This is a genomic window from Rhizobium sp. WYCCWR10014, assembly GCF_001657485.1.
Lineage (GTDB): Bacteria > Pseudomonadota > Alphaproteobacteria > Rhizobiales > Rhizobiaceae > Rhizobium.
Map to the genome: position 1 here is coordinate 215,905 of NZ_LXFU01000027.1, position 18,080 is coordinate 233,984.

At 60.7% G+C, this 18,080-nt stretch carries 16 protein-coding genes and 1 pseudogene; 6 read left to right on the forward strand and 11 right to left on the reverse strand.

What is annotated here, in order from left to right; all coding sequences use genetic code 11:
* Window position 1 precedes the first annotated feature (1 nt).
* Window positions 2-373, reverse strand: a complete 372-nt coding sequence (locus A6U98_RS07600; protein ID WP_003547430.1) for a response regulator — start codon at window positions 371-373, stop codon at window positions 2-4.
* A gap of 132 nt (window positions 374-505) precedes the next feature.
* Here A6U98_RS07600 and A6U98_RS07605 point away from each other — a divergent pair, with 132 nt between their 5' ends.
* Both A6U98_RS07605 and A6U98_RS07610 read left to right on the forward strand, forming a co-directional pair.
* On the forward strand, window positions 506-814 hold the full coding sequence (locus A6U98_RS07605) for a DUF3572 domain-containing protein (RefSeq protein WP_064649050.1): 309 nt from the start codon (window positions 506-508) through the stop codon (window positions 812-814).
* Window positions 815-816: 2 nt separating this feature from the next.
* Entirely contained in the window at window positions 817-1,491 is a 675-nt protein-coding gene (locus A6U98_RS07610; protein ID WP_064649052.1) for a hypothetical protein, read from the forward strand.
* Here A6U98_RS07610 and A6U98_RS07615 read toward each other — a convergent pair.
* A pseudogene (locus A6U98_RS07615) lies at window positions 1,466-2,052 on the reverse strand (GNAT family N-acetyltransferase). The gene A6U98_RS07610 and the pseudogene A6U98_RS07615 overlap by 26 nt on opposite strands.
* Window positions 2,053-2,128: 76 nt before the next feature.
* On the opposite strand from A6U98_RS07615, the gene A6U98_RS07620 reads away from it, so the two are divergent.
* Both A6U98_RS07620 and A6U98_RS07625 read left to right on the forward strand, forming a co-directional pair.
* Window positions 2,129-3,418: a DNA polymerase IV gene (locus A6U98_RS07620; protein WP_064649055.1), complete on the forward strand. Its 1,290-nt coding sequence runs from the start codon at window positions 2,129-2,131 to the stop codon at window positions 3,416-3,418.
* Window positions 3,419-3,510: 92 nt separating this feature from the next.
* Window positions 3,511-4,767: a L,D-transpeptidase family protein gene (locus A6U98_RS07625; RefSeq protein WP_064649057.1), complete on the forward strand. Its 1,257-nt coding sequence runs from the start codon at window positions 3,511-3,513 to the stop codon at window positions 4,765-4,767.
* A 20-nt stretch (window positions 4,768-4,787) separates the two neighbouring features.
* Here the strand turns inward: A6U98_RS07625 and dnaE are convergent, their stop codons facing one another.
* Window positions 4,788-8,285 (reverse strand): DNA polymerase III subunit alpha, encoded by a 3,498-nt coding sequence (dnaE, locus tag A6U98_RS07630; RefSeq protein WP_064649059.1) that lies wholly within the window; start codon window positions 8,283-8,285, stop codon window positions 4,788-4,790.
* 501 nt (window positions 8,286-8,786) lie between these two features.
* Here dnaE and A6U98_RS07635 point away from each other — a divergent pair.
* Window positions 8,787-9,251 carry a DUF5680 domain-containing protein gene (locus tag A6U98_RS07635; RefSeq protein ID WP_064649061.1) on the forward strand — a complete coding sequence of 155 codons (465 nt, stop codon included), beginning with the start codon at window positions 8,787-8,789 and terminating at the stop codon, window positions 9,249-9,251.
* A 112-nt stretch (window positions 9,252-9,363) separates the two neighbouring features.
* Here the strand turns inward: A6U98_RS07635 and A6U98_RS07640 are convergent, their stop codons facing one another.
* Genes A6U98_RS07640 through proS form a run of 3 tightly spaced genes read right to left on the reverse strand, consistent with a single transcriptional unit; the run spans window position 9,364 to window position 12,704 of the window.
* The gene (locus tag A6U98_RS07640; RefSeq protein ID WP_064649063.1) at window positions 9,364-10,047 is read right to left on the reverse strand and encodes an ABC transporter ATP-binding protein; all 684 of its coding nucleotides are present in this window, start codon (window positions 10,045-10,047) and stop codon (window positions 9,364-9,366) included.
* Window positions 10,048-10,061: 14 nt separating this feature from the next.
* Window positions 10,062-11,366 carry a lipoprotein-releasing ABC transporter permease subunit gene (locus tag A6U98_RS07645; protein WP_064649065.1) on the reverse strand — a complete coding sequence of 435 codons (1,305 nt, stop codon included), beginning with the start codon at window positions 11,364-11,366 and terminating at the stop codon, window positions 10,062-10,064.
* A gap of 15 nt (window positions 11,367-11,381) precedes the next feature.
* Window positions 11,382-12,704, reverse strand: a complete 1,323-nt coding sequence (gene proS, locus A6U98_RS07650) for a proline--tRNA ligase (RefSeq protein WP_064649067.1) — start codon at window positions 12,702-12,704, stop codon at window positions 11,382-11,384.
* Here proS and A6U98_RS07655 point away from each other — a divergent pair.
* Complete coding sequence (locus tag A6U98_RS07655) at window positions 12,703-12,891, forward strand: hypothetical protein (protein WP_064649069.1); 189 nt, start codon at window positions 12,703-12,705, stop codon at window positions 12,889-12,891. The two genes, proS and A6U98_RS07655, sit on opposite strands and share 2 nt — an antisense overlap.
* A 400-nt stretch (window positions 12,892-13,291) precedes the next feature.
* Here A6U98_RS07655 and A6U98_RS07660 read toward each other — a convergent pair whose 3' ends face one another.
* The 5 genes from A6U98_RS07660 to nuoN form a co-directional block, all read right to left on the reverse strand.
* A complete protein-coding gene (locus A6U98_RS07660) occupies window positions 13,292-13,567 on the reverse strand; it encodes a DUF1467 family protein (protein ID WP_064649071.1) in 276 nt (91 codons plus the stop codon).
* 207 nt (window positions 13,568-13,774) lie between these two features.
* Complete coding sequence (gene mce, locus A6U98_RS07665; RefSeq protein ID WP_064649073.1) at window positions 13,775-14,179, reverse strand: methylmalonyl-CoA epimerase; 405 nt, start codon at window positions 14,177-14,179, stop codon at window positions 13,775-13,777.
* Between the two features lie 2 nt (window positions 14,180-14,181).
* Entirely contained in the window at window positions 14,182-15,852 is a 1,671-nt protein-coding gene (locus A6U98_RS07670; protein WP_064649075.1) for a ribonuclease J, read from the reverse strand.
* A 17-nt stretch (window positions 15,853-15,869) separates the two neighbouring features.
* Window positions 15,870-16,634, reverse strand: a complete 765-nt coding sequence (locus tag A6U98_RS07675; protein WP_003558458.1) for a biotin--[acetyl-CoA-carboxylase] ligase — start codon at window positions 16,632-16,634, stop codon at window positions 15,870-15,872.
* The gene (gene nuoN / locus A6U98_RS07680; protein ID WP_064649077.1) at window positions 16,634-18,079 is read right to left on the reverse strand and encodes an NADH-quinone oxidoreductase subunit NuoN; all 1,446 of its coding nucleotides are present in this window, start codon (window positions 18,077-18,079) and stop codon (window positions 16,634-16,636) included. Before nuoN ends, A6U98_RS07675 begins: the two co-directional genes overlap by 1 nt.
* Window position 18,080 lies beyond the last annotated feature (1 nt).

The following is an 18,080-nucleotide window of genomic DNA, read 5'->3' on the forward strand; positions in this document are numbered from 1 at the left end:
GTCAGGCATCGCCCAGATAGGTCTTGATCGTCTCGATGAATTTCGGAACCGAGATCGGCTTGGAAACATAGGCCTCGCAACCGCCCTGGCGGATCCGCTCCTCGTCGCCCTTCATCGCGAAAGCCGTAACGGCGATGACGGGAATCACGTGCAGCTCGTCGTCTTCCTTCAGCCATTTGGTGACTTCGAGGCCGGAGACCTCGGGAAGCTGAATATCCATCAGGATGAGGTCGGGGCGATGCTTGCGTGCCAGATCGAGCGCCTCCATACCGTTTCTGGTCTGGATCGTCGTATAACCGGACGCCTCGATGAGGTCGCGAAAGAGCTTCATGTTGAGCTCGTTATCTTCTACAATCATCACCTGTTTGGGCATGACAAGCTGTCCCTACGTCCGTTCGCGCAGCGGTTCGTCCCATGAGAAAGGCACATGCGGACAAAAGCTGCGTGAAACCGATAGTGCACGCTACCGGTATTTGGTTGAAGAAAAGGTAACTTACCCAGCGAAATGCAAAGCAACTTCAAGACTTCGAAACAACTGGCTGCCGACCCGCACGAGACGGCGATCGCCGTGCTCGGCTGGCTTGCCGACGATCCCGACATGTTCGGCCGCTTTCTCGCCCTGACGGGTGTGGCGCCCGGCCAGGTGCGCAACGCCGTCAACGATCCCGGCTTCCTCGCCGGCCTGATGGATTTCCTGATGAACCACGAACCGACGGCGATGGCCTTCTGCGCGGCGAGCGGGATCCGCCCAGAGACGGTGACGGCGGCCTGGCAGCATTTCTCTTCGCCCGGCCTCGATTCCGGAGAATACTGATCGTGGCCTCCGAAGAATTCGATATCTCGCATATCCGCCTCGGCGAACGGCCGTTGATCGTCTGTGACGTCGACGACGTCGTGTTGCAGTTCATCGGTCCCTTCCAGCTTTTCCTTCAGAGCCAGGGGCACGCGTTTCTGCCGCGATCGTTCCGGCTTCATGGCAATATCGTCTCGCAAGCGGATGGCGTGGAGATCGAGGATCAAGAGGTCAGCCGGCTGATCGAGGAATTCTTCGAGGCCCAAGAGCTGTGGCAGACGCCGCTCGACCACGTCGTCGAAACGCTCGACCGGCTTTCGGAAGAGGCCGATGTGCTTTTCCTCACAGCCATGAGGCCGCGGTTCCAGGACCAGCGCCGACGCCTGCTGGACAGGATGGGCCTGCTCTTTCCACTGCTTGCCACCGAACAACCCAAGGGGCCGATCGTTCACGCATTGCATGCCAGCCGCTCCCTTCCCGTCGTCTTCATTGATGATATGGCGCGCAATCTGCATTCCGTTAGGGAACACGTCGCCGATTGCCTGCTGATTCACCTGATGCCGAACTCGCCCGTCCATCGTTTCGCACCGGCGGCGGCCGACGACATCACCCGCGCCACCGACTGGACGCATGCGGCCGAGCTCATCGAGGCGCATTTTGTTTCCAGCAGCTTCACGCACGCAGTTCCAGCCGCATGAGCGGACGGCCGTCCTTGCGCCGTGCTACCGTCTCAAAACCGGCAGCATCGAAGATCGCCGTCGCACCGATGCAGAGCGTCACTGATTTCGACTGCTTCACATGATCGATCGGACAGGCTTCGAGCAACCGCGCTCCCTGGCGCCGCGCATGGTCGATCGCGCCGGCGAGCAGGCGATGGCTCATTCCCTTGCCGCGCAGCTTGGGCAGCAGGAAGAAGCAACTGACGGCCCAGATGGATGGATCATGCGCATCGCCTTCCTCCAGCGGCCGCGAGACGGTGCGCGGCGAATTGAACTGCGGCACGTCATGGCGCGGCCCGACCTGCACCCAGGCGACCGGCGCATCCTCGGCATAACAGAGGATGCCAGGCGGCGGACCTGCGTTGATCCGTCCGCGCATATGGGCTTTGCGTTCGTCGGCCGCCATCTTCGTCCTCACCCATGCGGCAAGCGCAGCGCGACGCACCAGCAGTTATAGAAGGCACCCTGCGGCCCGAACACGATTTCGAAATCGTCCCAGCGTTCTGGCGTTACCGGCTCGAAACGAAGATCGTTATCCAAAGGCAAAGCTCCCGCCCTCTCTTGAGACTCGGAAGCTTAAGGCGTAACCTCGCCACGTTCAATCTTTGTTCTCATCATGACACCCGCCCCTGACAAGACACCCGGCTTCTGTCGCGACTGCCTTGCCGAGCAGAAGGGCGAGGTGCGCCGTTGTATTTCCTGCGGCAGCCCCCGTCTCGTGCGCCACCGAGAACTCTACGCATTGACGCTTGCGCATATCGATTGCGACGCTTTCTATGCGGCCGTCGAGAAACGCGACAATCCGGAGCTTACCGACAAGCCTGTCATCATCGGCGGCGGCAAACGCGGTGTGGTTTCCACCGCCTGCTATATCGCCCGTATCCACGGCGTGCGTTCGGCCATGCCGATGTTCAAGGCGCTGGAGGCCTGCCCTCAAGCGATCGTCATCCGCCCCGACATGGAGAAATATGTCCGGGTCGGACGGCAGGTGCGCGCCATGATGCAGGATCTGACGCCACTGGTGCAGCCGCTATCGATCGACGAGGCCTTCCTGGAGCTTGGCGGCACCGAGAGGCTGCATCACGATCCGCCGGCGCGCACGCTGGCCAAATTCGCCCGTCGCATCGAAAGGGAGATCGGCATCACCGTTTCGGTCGGGCTTTCCTATTGCAAGTTCCTCGCCAAGGTCGCTTCCGACCTGCAGAAGCCGCGCGGCTTTTCGGTCATCGGCCGCGAGGAAGCGGTCGAGTTTCTGGCGCCGCGTCCCGTCACCACCATCTGGGGCGTCGGCAAGGCCTTTGCGGCGACGCTGGAGGCGGACGGCATCCGCACCATCAGCCAATTGCAGCAGATGGAGGAAAACGACCTGATGCGCCGCTACGGCAGCATCGGCCAGCGGCTCGCACGGCTGTCGCGCGGCATCGACGACCGCGAAGTGCATCTCAATGATGCCGCCAAGAGCGTTTCGTCAGAGACCACCTTCTTCGATGACATCTCGCGCTATGACGATCTGGTGCCGATCCTGCGCAACCTCTCCGAAAAGGTCTCCTGGCGGCTGAAAAAAAACGGCATTGCCGGCCAGACCGTGGTTCTGAAGATGAAGAGCGCCGATTTCAAATCGCGCACCCGCAACCGTAGGCTCGAGGACCCGACCCAGCTTGCCGACAAGATCTTCCGCACCGGGCTCGAGCTTCTCGAAAAAGAGACCGACGGTACGAAGTTCCGCCTGATCGGCATCGGCGTCACCGATCTTGGCGATGCCGCCCGCGCCGACCCGCCGGATCTCATCGACCAGCAATCGGGCCGGCGAGCGGCGGCCGAAGCGGCGATGGACAAGCTGCGTGACAAGTTCGGCAAGAAGACGGTCGAGACCGGCTACACCTTCGGCAGCAAGCGTGATCACTAAGGCGTGAAGCTCACCGGCGATCCGGCCTATAAAATCTTCGTTAAACTTCGTCCCATAATGTGCCGGGCAAGTATTGCGTATGGTTGGGTATCATGTTCTCGCGTCTCGTCTTCGGCCTCGGCTTGCTGTCGGCCACCGCACTCGTGCACCCCGCTCTTGCCGCGGATGCGCGCACGCTGCAGATCTTCGTCTCGAAGGATAAGCAGTCGCTTGCGGTTTATGACGGCACCGAGGTCGTCGCGACCTCGAAGGTCTCGACCGGCAAGGACGGCCACACGACGCCGAGCGGCATCTTCTCGGTGCTCGAAAAGCAGAAATACCACGAATCCAATCTCTACTCGGCAGCGCCGATGCCGTTCATGCAAAGGCTGACCTGGTCCGGCATAGCGCTCCATGAATCCAATTCCGTGCCGCGTTATCCAGCCTCGCATGGCTGCGTGCGCATGCCCGGCGCCTTCGCAAAAATGCTCTATGGCATGACCGACCTCAGTGTCCCCGTCATCATCAGCGACGGTGAGCTGGTGCCGCGGCCAATCGACCATCCGACCCTTTTCCGTCCAGATACGCCGACGCCGATGCAGCTGCTTTCGGATGTCGAACTGCGGCCCTCGATGCCCGACAGCCCCGAGAAACCGGTGCAGGTGGCGATGAACGACACGGCTGCGATGCCGATGCCGACCGTGACGCCGATTGCAGCGCCCGAACCCGAGCCGCCGTCGGAGCCGATCAGTATGCTCGTCACGCGCCGGACGTTGCGCGAGACGGTGATCGACATCCAGACCCTGCTCAACCAGCTCGGCTTTTCCGCCGGCAATCCGGACGGCTTGCTCGGTCCGTCGACTGTGCAGGCGATCAAGACTTTCAAGACGCTGCGGCCGGCGGAATTTGCCGGCGACAGGAGCCTGGTCTCCGACACGCTCCTCAGAGAAGTCTATGCCGCGGCTGGCAAGGGCGAGCCGCCGAACGGCGTCATCATGGTGCGGCAGGCCTTCAAGCCGATCTTCGAAGCGCCGGTGACGATCGCCGATCCGGGACTGGCGCTCGGCACACATTTCTTCACGCTGCACGCGGTCGATGAAAGGGCCGGCACGGCGGACTGGCTCGGCATCACGCTCGAGAACAATCTCTCCCGCGAAACGATGAAGCGGCTCGGCATCACCAATCAGGAAAGCTCAATCATCACAGGCAAGCCGATCGCCCGTTCGCTCAGCCGGATTACCATCCCTGACGAGACCCGCCGCAAGATCGACGCCCTCATCGCGCCGGGCTCGACGCTGACGATCTCCGATACCGGCCTCGGCACGGAAACGGGCCAAGGCACGGATTTCATCACAATCACGCGTAGCTGACGGCCGTCACACGCCGTGGATCAGACGAGCTCCACGTCGACGACACCGGGGGCAGCGCGAAGAGCAGCGGCAATCTCCGGCGTGATGCGGTATTTCTCAGACAGCGCCACTTCCACCTCGCGTTTGCCATCCTCCTTGATGACGATGAAGGAGACAAGGCCGTCGCCCTTGGCGTTCAGATGGCCGGCGACCATCCGCAACGGTCCGGAATCGCGGACATAGACACGCAACGCCTTCTGCATCTGCAGTGACTTCTCCTCCAGCGACTGGATCGTCTGGATGCGCAGGCCGATGCCCTCCGGCCGCTCCTCGCCCGTCGCAGTCAGCACGAAGGATTTTCCCGACTCGAGCACATCGCGATACTGGTTCAGCATTTCCGAAAACAGCACCGCTTCGAACTGACCCGAAGAATCCGAAAAGACGATAATGCCCATCTTGTTGCCGGTGCGGGTCTTGCGCTCCTGCTTCGAGATGACGGTACCGGCAAGCCGCGCATTGGCCGCGCCCTGTTTGATGGCGGCGGAAAACTCGGCAAAGGTCTGCACCCGCATCTTCTGCAGGATGTTGTTGTAGGAATCGAGCGGGTGGGCTGTCAGATAAAAGCCCAGCACCTGGAATTCCTTGAGCAGCCGCTCGGAGGGCAGCCAGGGCGAGAACGGCGGCAGGGAGATCTTCTCGGGCCCCGACGTCATCGTGCTGCCGAAAATGTCCGACTGGCCGCTCAGCTTGTTCTCCTGGGCGCGCTGGGCATAACCGAGAACACGGTCGAGGCCTGCTGCCAGTTGGGCGCGGTCCATGTCGAAACAATCGAAGGCGCCGGCATAGATCAGGCTTTCGAGCACGCGACGATTGACCTGACGCGGATCGATGCGCAGGCAGAAATCCTCAATGCTGGCAAAGGGCTTGTCGCCGCGCACCTCGACGATATGGTCGACGGCGGATTCGCCGACACCCTTGAGGGCGGCGAGCGCGTAATAGATGCGGTTGTCGCCGGTCTCGAAATGGCGGAAGGATGTCTGCACCGAGGGTGCGATCACCTCGATGCCGAGGCGCTTGGCATCCTGGCGGAAATCATTGACCTTTTCCGTGTTGGACATGTCGAGCGTCATCGAAGCGGCGAGGAATTCCACCGGGTAATGCGCCTTCATGTAGGCCGTCTGGTAGGAGACGATGGCATAGGCGGCCGCATGCGACTTGTTGAAGCCGTAATTGGCGAACTTCGCCAGCAATTCGAAGATATTGTCGGCCTGCGGTTTCGAAACGCCGTTCTTGACCGCGCCAACGACGAAGCGTTCGCGCTGCTGGTCCATCTCGGCCTTGATCTTCTTACCCATGGCGCGGCGCAGAAGGTCGGCTTCGCCCAGCGAATAGCCTGATAGTACCTGGGCGATCTGCATCACCTGTTCCTGATAGACGATGACGCCTTGCGTTTCCTTGAGCAGGTGGTCGATCATCGGATGGATCGATTCCAGCTCTTCGTCGCCGTGCTTGCGGGCATTGTAGGTCGGGATATTCTCCATAGGGCCCGGACGATAGAGCGCCACCAGCGCGATGATGTCCTCGATGCAGTCCGGCTTCATGCCGATCAGCGCCTTGCGCATGCCGGCACTTTCCACCTGGAACACGCCGACCGTCTCGCCGCGCGACAGCATCTCGTAGGTCTTCTTATCGTCGAGAGGAATGGCTGCCAGATCGACCTTGATACCGAGCTTAGCGACGAAATCGACCGCAACCTTCAGCACGGTCAGCGTCTTCAGGCCGAGGAAGTCGAACTTGACCAAGCCCGCCTGCTCGACCCATTTCATGTTGAACTGGGTGACCGGCATATCGGAGCGCGGATCGCGATACATCGGCACCAGCTTGGAAAGCGGCCGGTCGCCGATGACGATGCCGGCGGCGTGAGTCGAGGCGTGGCGGTAAAGCCCCTCGATCTTCTGGGCGATATCGAGCAGGCGCGCGACAACCGGTTCCTTTGCCGCCTCCTCCTGCAGCTTCGGCTCCTCCTCGATCGCCTTGGACAGCGGCGTCGGATTGGCCGGGTTGTTCGGCACGAGTTTGCAGATCTTGTCGACCTGACCGTAGGGCATTTCCAGCACGCGGCCGACATCGCGAAGGGCGGCGCGTGCCTGCAGCGAACCGAAGGTGATGATCTGCGCCACCTGCTCGCGGCCATACTTGGCCTGGACATAGCGGATCACCTCTTCGCGGCGGTCCTGGCAGAAGTCGATGTCGAAGTCCGGCATCGAGACGCGTTCCGGATTGAGGAAGCGCTCGAAGAGCAGCGAAAAACGCAAGGGATCGACGTCGGTGATCGTCAAGGCATAGGCGACCAGCGAACCGGCGCCCGAACCACGGCCGGGACCTACCGGAATGTCATGCTGCTTGGCCCATTTGATGAAGTCGGCAACGATCAGAAAGTAGCCGGGGAAACGCATGCGCTCGATGACGCTGAGCTCGAAATCCAGCCGTTCGCGATAATCCTTTTCCTCGTAACCCGGCGACATGCCGAGCGTTGCAAGCCGCATGTCCAGCCCCTCGACCGCCTGGCGGCGCAGCTCGCTCGCCTCGGCGCGTTCGGCCTCCTCGGCATCGTCCGTCGCACCGGTGAAGCGCGGCAGGATCGGCTTTCGCGTCTTCAGCACGAAGGAGCAGCGCGTGGCGATCTCGATCGTATTTTCCAGCGCTTCCGGCAGGTCGGCGAAGAGCTTGACCATCTCGGCCCGGCTCTTCAGATAGTGATCCGGCGTCAGGCGAAAGCGGCTGTCGTCCGAGACGATGGCGTTGTGCGCGACCGCCATTAGCGCATCATGGGCGTCGTAATCGTCGCGGGTCGGAAAGAAGGCCTCGTTGGTCGCAACCAGCGGTAGGTCGTGGGCATAGGCAAGCCCGATAATCTTCTGCTCGTGCCGCTTGTCGTAGGTGCCGTGCCGCTGCAGTTCGACATAGAGCCTGTCGCCGAAGAGGCCCTTCAGCGTGAGCAGCCGGGCTTCCGCCTGAGCGGGATGGCCTTCCTTGATGGCCACGTCGACCGGCCCGGTCAAGGCACCGCTCAATGCGATCAGCCCTTCCGTGCCTGCCTCCTCCAGCCAGGAGGCGCTGATATGAACGGCCTGGTTGCTTTCGCCGCCGAGATAGGCCCGGCTGACGAGATCGACCAGCCGTTCGTAACCGGCATCCGTCGCGGCGAGAAGAACGATCGACGGCAGCTTGACCAGGGCCTGCTGGCCACCGCGCTTTTCCGTTTCCAACCCGTCTCCCATATCGATCGAGACCTGACAGCCGATGATCGGCTGCAGGCCGTCTTCCATCGCTTTCTGGGAGAATTCGAGGGCGACGAACAGATTGTTGGTGTCGGTAATCGCAATCGCCGGCTGGCTGTCGCCGGTCGCCTTGTAGAGGATCTTCTTCAGCGGCAGTGCGCCCTCGAGAAGCGAATAGGCGGAATGGACCCTCAGGTGGATGAAGCCTGGCGTGCCGCCGGTCGCCTCACCCGTTGAACCCTTTGCCGTATCCGCCATGACATGCCTTCCCAATCACCCGAATGAATCGGACGCATTGTCGGCATAGAGGGCGATGATGTCCAGAAGAAGTCCCGCGTCCGGACCGTATGATTGCCATGCGGTCCCCTGAAAACTTTAGAGCGCCATGACGATGAGCGAAAAGCTGGCAACGAACATTGCGATGGAGGTGAATGCTGCGATATCACGGATCATGTCAGTCATCGGGCTCTCCTTTACTCGTTATGTTTTCAATTTGTTCCATGTATGTTCTGTTGTCAACAGGAATCTTTTCCTTCTTTGTTGTGTTCAAAAAATGCCGGGATGTGCCCCTGCGAATCGCTGGGAGCCAGCACCTGATGAGATGGGCGGCAGCTTTCCCTTCTGGCCTGCCACAGATCGGTCATGGCGCCTAGACGGCCAGCCTCCTCGAGGCGACCCGTTTATTTCAGATCTTTGTTCCTCTTTTGTTCTTTACATATCGCAGCATATTTGCCAGCGTAGGGCTGAGAGGAGAACGAGATGTTCGATATTGCGATGCTGAACGAATTCGTCGTGGAAGCGAAGGCTGCGACCTATGTCGGCGGCGGCCTGGTGCGCACGCCCTGCCGGCCGAGCTCCCACGATATCGGTTACGAACGCGGCAACTGGCGCTATCTCGACAGCTATTTCGGCGGGACCGATTTCGCCGGCCAGGAAGTGGTGTGGCTTGCCGACGAGCCCATCTGGGCGATGAATTATTTCGGCTGCATCATTGCGCCTGAGCTCATCGACGGCACAGCAGCGGGAACGGTGATCAAGACGGCACTTTCTGCGATGTATCGCGAGGACCGGTTTCTTGGCGGGATGGAATTCGACCATCCGTTCGGCCGCTATATCGACAGCAGCGAAGGCGGCTGCGAGCGGTTCATCGGCCACGAATGCATCATGGTCGATGGCCAGAAGGCCTATATGCTCGACTATCGAGGCGGGCTGATCGTTCCCTGATCGCGGCATCAAAGCGCATCGCGTCAATCTGGATTCATGCGACGCGCTTTAGGTCTTTGATTTATACATGTCGTTATCCCAAAACCGCTGCACACTTTTGGGCGATATGCATTCAGAAATCGACGATCTTGCCGTCGGAGATCGTCACGCGTCGATCCATGCGGCGGGCGAGTTCGTGATTGTGGGTGGCGATGAGGGCAGCGAGGCCGGACTGGCGCACCAGCGCTTCCAGCGCGTCGAAGACGTAGCTTGCCGTTTCGGGATCGAGATTGCCGGTCGGCTCGTCGGCAAGAAGCAGCGTCGGGGCATTGGCGACGGCGCGGGCAATTGCAACACGCTGCTGCTCGCCGCCGGAAAGCTCGCCCGGGCGATGCGAGCCACGATGGCCGATGCGCATATAATCGAGAAGCTGGCCTGCCCGTTCGCCGGCTTCTTTCCAGGAAAGCCCGGCGATCAGCTGCGGCATCATGATATTTTCGAGCGCCGAGAATTCCGGCAGCAGGTGGTGGAACTGGTAGACGAAGCCGATTTCGCTGCGGCGAATAGCGGTGCGTTTCTCGTCGCTGAGGCCGTCACAGGCATGGCCGTTGATGTTGACTTCACCGCCGTCAGGATGCTCCAGCAAGCCGGCGATATGCAGCAGTGTCGACTTGCCGGTGCCGGAAGGGGCGACGAGAGCGACAGTCTCCCCCTTCGATATCGAAAAGTCTGCGCCCTTCAGGATCGAGAGCAGCGTATCGCCCTGCCCGTAATGGCGCTCGACGCCGGTAAGCTTGAGAACGACGTTGCGTTTCATGAAGGCGGCATTCCTTATTCGTAGCGCAGGGCCTGCACCGGATCGAGCTTTGAGGCACGCCAGGCGGGGAAAATGGTCGCAATGAAGGAGAGCGTCAGCGCCATGACGACGATCGAGATCGTTTCGCTGAGATCCATTTCGGCCGGCAGCTGGCTGAGGAAATAGACCTGCGGATTGAAGAGCACGGTGCCCGATATCCAGGAAAAGAACTGGCGGACGGATTCGATGTTGACGCAGACGAGAACGCCGAGCAGAACGCCGGCAACGGTGCCGACAATGCCGATCGCTGCCCCGGTCATGAAGAAGATGCGCATGATTGCGCCGGCGCTGGCACCCATGGTGCGCAGAATGGCGATATCGCTGCCCTTGTCCTTCACCAGCATGATGAGGCCGGAGATGATGTTCAGCGCCGCGACAAGCACGATCAGCGTCAGGATCATGAACATGACGTTGCGCTCGACCTGCAGCGCCGAGAAGAAGGTCTGGTTGCGCTGGCGCCAGTCTGTGATGGCGATCTGGCGGCCGGCCGCTTCCTCCACCTTGGGCCTCAGATCGTCGATATCGTCGGGATTATCGACGAAGAGTTCGATCGACTGCACCAGTCCCTCGGCATTGAAATAGAGCTGCGCTTCCTCCAGCGGCATGAAGATGATCGAGGAGTCATATTCAGACATGCCGATCTCGAAGAGGCCGGAAATCTTGTAGGACTTGATACGCGGGCTGACGCCCATAGGCGTAATGTCACCATCCGGTGATGTCAGCGTAATGAGGTCGCCGACACGCAGACCGAGTTGGTCGGCCATGCGGGTGCCGATCAGCACGCCGTCGCCGGAGGCATACCCCACCATATCGCCTGATTTGATGTTGTCGGAGACCGTCTTGAGCTTGGTCAGATCCTCGGCGCGGGCGCCGCGCACCAGAGCGCCGGTGCTGCCGCCGGCCTGAGCGGAGGCGAGCACCTGGCCTTCCACGAGCGGTAGCGCCATCTTAACGCCAGGTACGGCGGCGAGTTTGCTGCTGAGGACAGGATAATCGGTGAAGGGGCCGTCGACCGGCTGGACGATCATGTGGCCGTTGATGCCGAGGATGCGCGAGACGAGCTCGGTGCGAAAGCCGTTCATCACGGCCATGACGATGATCAGCGTTGCAACGCCAAGCATGATGCCGACAAAGGAGAAGCCGGCGATGACCGATATGAAGGCTTCCTTGCGGCGGGCGCGTAGATAACGCCACGCCACGAGGCGTTCAAAGGTGGAAAATGGCTTGCCAGCCGGACCCAAGCCGGATTTCGAACTCCGGTCCACTGCTGCTTCTGCCATTTCGCCTCCGTTTCCTTAAGCCACGAACCGATTGATCGCCGCTTCGATGGTCATCGTTTCGCGGGCGCCGGTCTTGCGGTCCTTCACTTCCACTTCGCCGTTTGCGACCGCGCGCGGGCCGGCGATGATCTGGACGGGTACACCGATCAGGTCGGCGGTCGCGAATTTCGTGCCCGCCCGGTCGTCGGTATCGTCATAGAGCACATCTTTGCCGGCCTTGCTCAGCGCGGCATAGATCAGCTCGCAGGTATCGTCACAGGCCTGATCGCCCGCCTTCATGTTGATCACAACGATATCGAAGGGCGCGACCGATGCCGGCCAGATGATTCCGTTATCATCATGCGATGCTTCGATGATGGCGGGAACAAGGCGTGTCGGGCCGATACCGTAGGAACCCATATGAACGAAATGTTCCTTGCCGTCAGGTCCCTGCACTTTCGCGCCCATCGGCTCGGAATATTTCGTGCCGAAATAGAAGATGTGGCCGACCTCGATGCCGCGCGCCGACAGGCGGTCGCCTTCGGGAACGGCGTTGAAAGCCGCCTCGTCGTGCATTTCCGAGGTCGCCGCATAGAGCGATGTCCACTTGTCGAAGATCGCCTGCAGGCCCTCGACACTGTCGAAATCGGTGTGTTCGCCAGGAATATCGAAGTCGACGAAATCCTTGTGGCAGAAGACTTCGGATTCGCCGGTATCGGCGAGGATGATGAATTCATGGCTGAGCTTGCCGCCGATCGGGCCGGTGTCGGCGCGCATCGGAATGGCGCGCAGGCCGAGCCGATCGAAGGTGCGCAGGTAGGCGGCGAACATCTTGTTATAGGAATGCTCCGCCCCTTCGCGCGTCAGGTCGAAGGAATAGGCATCCTTCATCATGAATTCGCGCGAACGCATGGTGCCGAAGCGCGGACGGATCTCATCACGGAACTTCAGCTGGATATGATAGAGATTGAGCGGCAGGTCCTTGTAGGACTTGACGGAGGAGCGGAAAATATCCGTCACCATCTCTTCGTTGGTGGGGCCGTAGAGCATCGGCCGATCCTGACGGTCCTTGATGCGCAGCATCTCCTTGCCGTAGGCGTCGTAGCGGCCGCTTTCCTGCCAGAGTTCGGCCGATTGCAGGGTCGGCATCGACAGCTCGATGGCGCCGGCGCGGTTCTGCTCGTCGCGAATAATGGCGTTGACCTTGTCGAGCACGCGCTTGCCGAGCGGCAGCCACGAATAGATGCCCTGCGACTGCTGGCGGATCATGCCGGCGCGCAGCATCAGCCGGTGGGAGACGATTTCCGCCTCTTTGGGGTTTTCCTTGAGGATGGGCATGAAATAGCGGGACAGACGCATGGCGGATTCCGGAGCAGTTGAGATCCCGCTGCAGGCGGAATCGAAGGCAATTGTTGATGTGGGAGCGTTCATAGCCGCTTCGCGGCAGGAAGGAAACCCGCAACGGATGCCGGCAACCTCCCGGAAGCGCATGTTCGCACCCGCAAAATGGAACGGCGTGAAAAAGCGCGTGTTTATAAGGACTTGAACGAAAATCTTGTCAACAGAAAAATTTTGCTAGAGTGTAGCAAAAATGCAAAAAAAGCTGATGACAAAGCCCAATGTTTGAGCTAGTTTTAGCTCACAAAACAGGCAGGAAGTTAAATTCTTGCCGAATTCGCGGTCAAGTCTTGGGAGGATCAGATCTTAGGCGCGCTCGTCGCAGCCCCGGCAACGGTTACAGATCACGCGATACTTAAAACAAGGCTTTTAGCCTTGTTTTTTTTTGGCTTTTCAGCCTCCACCCATCCAAAGAACCAGCCGACTTGCGTAAGGGAATGACCGTCATTCCGTTACGAGAGCTGTTTGCCGCAACAGTATGACGCTGGTATGACGAAGTTCGCTCTCAATAAGCTTACATCTGCTCAAAGTTTGAGCAAAAGCCACACTTAGTAGAAGCTGGGGCCGAGTTGCGGCAGGGCGTCGAAGCCCCAGCCGAAATAGGTGTCGCAGAGGTACCAGAGGCCGTAGACCAGAGCCGAAATCAGCGTCGTCAGCGAAAACACGAAGACGGCGCGAAACCGGGTGGGCGCGCTCGGAACCGTGCCGAGCACGACGTCGTTGTCGTCTGCCTGGGTGCGCAGGCCGATCGGCAGGACGGCGAAAAGCGTCATCCACCAGATGATGAAGTAGACGGCAAATCCCTGAAGAAAGATCTGGAGCATTCTGGTTCCCGTTGGTGTCGCGCTACTGCATTCCTTAAATCGGAATCGATTTAAGGAATGCAGTAATTTAAATTGTTACAGCGTCCTTTGCGCGTCTTAGACGACGCGCGGCGCTGTAATATCGCGTCCTTATACGGTGGAATGGCGACCAACTCAAAGCGGACGAAAAGGTTTAGCGGTCCTCGGGTCACTCTGCCGCAGCAGGGCTCAGGCTTGTTCGAGTTCGATCAGTGTGCCGAAGAAATCCTTGGGGTGCAGAAAGAGCACCGGCTTGCCGTGCGCGCCGGTCTTCGGCTGGCCATCGCCAAGTACCCTTGCGCCCGCCTCGACCAGCCGGTCGCGGGCGAGAAGGATATCGTCCACCTCGTAGCAGATATGGTGCATGCCGCCGGACGGGTTCTTTTCGAGGAAGGCTGCGATCGGTGAGGTAGTTCCGAGCGGCTGCAGCAATTCGACCTTGGTGTTCGGCAATTCGACGAAAACGACGGTGACGCCATGCTCCGGCAGAGCCTGCGGCTGCGATACGGCAGCACCCAGCCTATCGCGATAGGCCGCCGTCGCCGCGGCCAGATCCGGCACGGCGATGGCGATATGGTTGACCCGGCCGAGCATGGTCAGACCTTGGTGACGAAGGCGGTGACAAGAGGTTTCTTGCCCCAGGTGTTGTTCGCGGCCGAGCGGATGGCGCGGCGCACGGCCTCCTGCAGCATGTCGATATCCTTGCGGCGGGCGCGCGGAATGCTCTCGATGGCGCTGACCGCCGCATCGAAGAGCGTGTCTTCCATATCCTCGCCCTCATCATCGTAGGTCGGCAGGCCGATCGAAACGAGGTCGGGTTCGCCAACGATGTCATAGCGGGCGTCGAGCACGACGTTGACCGCGACATGGCCGACATAGGAAAGCTTCTTGCGCTCGCCGATACCCATCTCGTCGAAATCGCCGATCAGCGTGCCGTCCTTATAAATCCGGCCATGCGGCGCCTCGCCGATCACCTCGACGGGACCCGGCGCCAGCCGCAGGATATCGCCGTTGCGCACCCGCGGCACCAGTGCGATGCCGGATTGCTCGGCAAGTTCCTTATGCGCCGTCAGATGTGTCGCCTCGCCATGCACCGGCACGACGATCTTAGGCCGTGTCCACTCATACATCCGCTGCAACTCGTTGCGGCGCGGATGGCCGGAAACGTGGACCAGCGCCTCGGTATCCGTGATGATGTGCACACCCTGTTCGACGAGGCCGTTCTTGATGTCCTGGATCGCCTTCTCGTTGCCGGGAATGGCGCGCGAGGAAAAGACGACGATATCGCCGGCCGCAAACGCTACATTGCGCATCTCGTCGCGGGAAAGCTTGGCAAGGGCTGCCCGCGCCTCGCCCTGGCTGCCGGTCAGGATGACGACGACCTTGTCGCGCGGGATATAACCGTATTCGTCCTCGGAGATGAAGGGCTTCACGCCTTCCATCAGGCCGATATCCTGGGCGACGTCGACGACGCGCTTCAGCGAACTGCCGAGCAGCAGCACTTCGCGGCCTGCCGCCTCGGCAGCTTCGGCAACGGTGCGGATACGCCCGACATTCGACGAGAAGGTGGTGATCGCCACCCTGCCCTCGGCATTCTCGATGATCTTGCGCAGGCTTTCGGACACATCCTTCTCGGAGGGCGAAACACCGTCGCGCAGCGCATTGGTGGAATCGCACATCAGCGCCAGCACGCCCTCGTCGCCGAGCTGGCGGAAACGTGTCTCGTCGGTCAGGGGCCCGAGCGAAGGCTCGTGGTCGATCTTCCAGTCGCCGGTATGGATGACATTGCCGACCGGCGTGCGGATCATCAGCGACATCGGCTCGGGGATCGAATGGTTGACGGCGACGCCTTCGATGCTGAAGGGGCCGACATTGATCGTATCGCCGGCCTTGAACGGCGTCACCGGCACTTCGCCGATCTTAGCCTTCTCGTAATTTCGCTTGGCTTCGAGCAGACCTGATGTAAAGCCCGAGGCATAGACCGGCACGTTGAGGCCTGGCCAGAGATCGGCGAGCGCACCATAATGGTCTTCATGCGCATGGGTGATGATGATCGCCTTGAGGTTCTTTCGTTCGCTGGCGAGGAAGCGGATATCGGGCAATACGAGATCGACACCCGGCAGGTCAGGCCCCGGAAAAGTGACGCCACAATCGACCATGATCCACTGGCGATGCTCGGGCGGGCCGTAGCCGTAGAGAGCGAGATTCATGCCAATCTCACCGACACCGCCCAGAGGCAGGAATACCAGTTCGTCCTGTTTCGCCATAATTTTCGTTTTTTCCGCTATCCAAAAAACACATCACCGGCAGCAATGGGCATTATCCTGCCAGCGCCAGTATCGAGCATCAACAAGCCATTATCATCAATTCCGGCGAATTGTCCGGAAATCGATCGGTCCGGCAAATTGACCGTAATCTTTTCGCCGATGCCGCAGGCAATCCCGCGCCAGAGCGCCGTGATCTCGCTGATGCCGTGGCCCTGGTCCCATATTTCAAGCACTTCCGCCGTGGCGGCGAAGAGATGCGCGAAGAGTTCCTCCGGCGACGCCGCACTTCCCTGCTGACGCAGGCAGGTGACGGGGTAGAGCGGATTGTCCGGCATGACAGAGATATTGATGCCGATGCCGACGATCAGCGCGTAACGTCCGTCCGGCAGCCCCTCGCCTTCGACGAGAATGCCACAGGTCTTCTTTCGACCGATGAGGATATCGTTCGGCCATTTGACCTCGAGCGGTTCGGCGCCCAGTGGCAGCACCCTGCGGATTGCCTGGTGCACGGCAACGGCGATCGCCAGCGGCAGAGAACCAAGGCGCTCCATCGGCGCCGGGTCGATCAAGAGTAGAGAAGCGTAGAGATTGCCGCGCTCGGAAACCCAGAGCCTGCCGCGGCGGCCACGGCCGCCGGTCTGCCTCTCGGCGGTCACCCAGAGATTGCCGCCATCGCCCGCCCGAGCCCGGGCGAGGCATTCGCTGTTGGTAGACGATGTTTCCGACAGAGCCTCGTGCCTGAAATCGCCGAGCGATATCCGGCGCCGTCCGTCGGAAGACATCAAAAGAGCGTCGCGGCGGCAAGCTCTGCAGCGCCCCCGATCGGGCCGCCGATGAGGACATAGGCGGTGACGAAGAGACCGGAGAGACCGAAGACCAGACGCAGCGCTCCGGAGACACGGGCGAATTCGCCGGTCGCCTCATCGAACCACATCAGCTTGATGACACGCAGATAGTAGTAGGCGCCGACGACCGAGGCGAGAACGCCGATGATGGCGAGCGCATAGAGCTTGGCTTCGATGGCGGCAACGAAGACGAAGTACTTCGCGAAGAAGCCGGCGAGCGGCGGGATGCCGGCAAGCGAGAACATCAGCGCCGTCAGCACCACGGCCATGAACGGGTTCGTTGTGGAGAGGCCGGCGAGATCGTTGACCTCCTCGACGACGGTGCCGTCCTTGCGGCGCATCGACATGATGATCGCAAAGCTGCCGAGCGTCATGACCATGTAGATGACCATGTAAAGCATGACGCCGGTGACGCCGGTCTGGTTGCCGGCGGCAAGGCCGACCAGCGCATAACCCATGTGACCGATCGAGGAATAGGCCATCAGCCGCTTGATGTTCTTCTGGCCGATCGCGGCAAACGAGCCGAGCAGCATCGAGGCGATGGAGATGAAGACGACGACCTGCTGCCAGTCCGCCAGAACCGGCTGGAAAGCGGTGATGACGATGCGGGTCATCATCGCCATGGCAGCAACCTTGGGTGCTGCGGCAAGGAATGCGGTGACCGGTGTCGGCGCACCTTCGTAAACATCAGGCGTCCACATGTGGAAGGGAACGGCGGAGATCTTGAAGGCGATGCCGGCGAGGATGAAGACCAGGCCGAAGATCAGGCCGAGCGAACGTGCACCCTCAACGGACAGCGCCTGGGCGATCTCGGAGAAGTGGGTGTGGCCGGTGAAGCCGTAGACCAGCGACATGCCATAGAGCAGCATGCCGGAGGAAAGCGCGCCGAGGACGAAATATTTCAGGCCGGCTTCGGTCGATTTCAGGCTGTCACGGTTGATCGCGGCGACGACGTAGAGCGCCAGCGACTGCAGTTCCAGCGCCAGATACAGCGAGATCAGGTCGTTGGCCGAGATCATCAGCAGGATGCCGAGGGTCGCGAGCACCAGGAGAACCGGGAACTCGAACTTGTCGAGCTGGTTTTCGCGGGCGTGGCCGATCGACATGAATATGGCGACCAGCGAACCGATCAGCGCCACCAGCTTCATGAAGCGCGAGAAGCCGTCCGCCATGTAGACCCCGCCATAGGCAAGGCCTTCTGCCGGCACGAAGAGCAGCCACAGGCCGGAGGCCAGGAGCAGGACGATGGCGAGGCCGGTGACGAGAAGGCCCGACCGCTCGCCGGAGAAGACGCCGACCATCAACAGGACAAGGGCGCCGACCGCGAGGATGAGCTCCGGCGCGGAAAGATGCAGACTGAGGAGAATTGTTTCAGCGGTCATG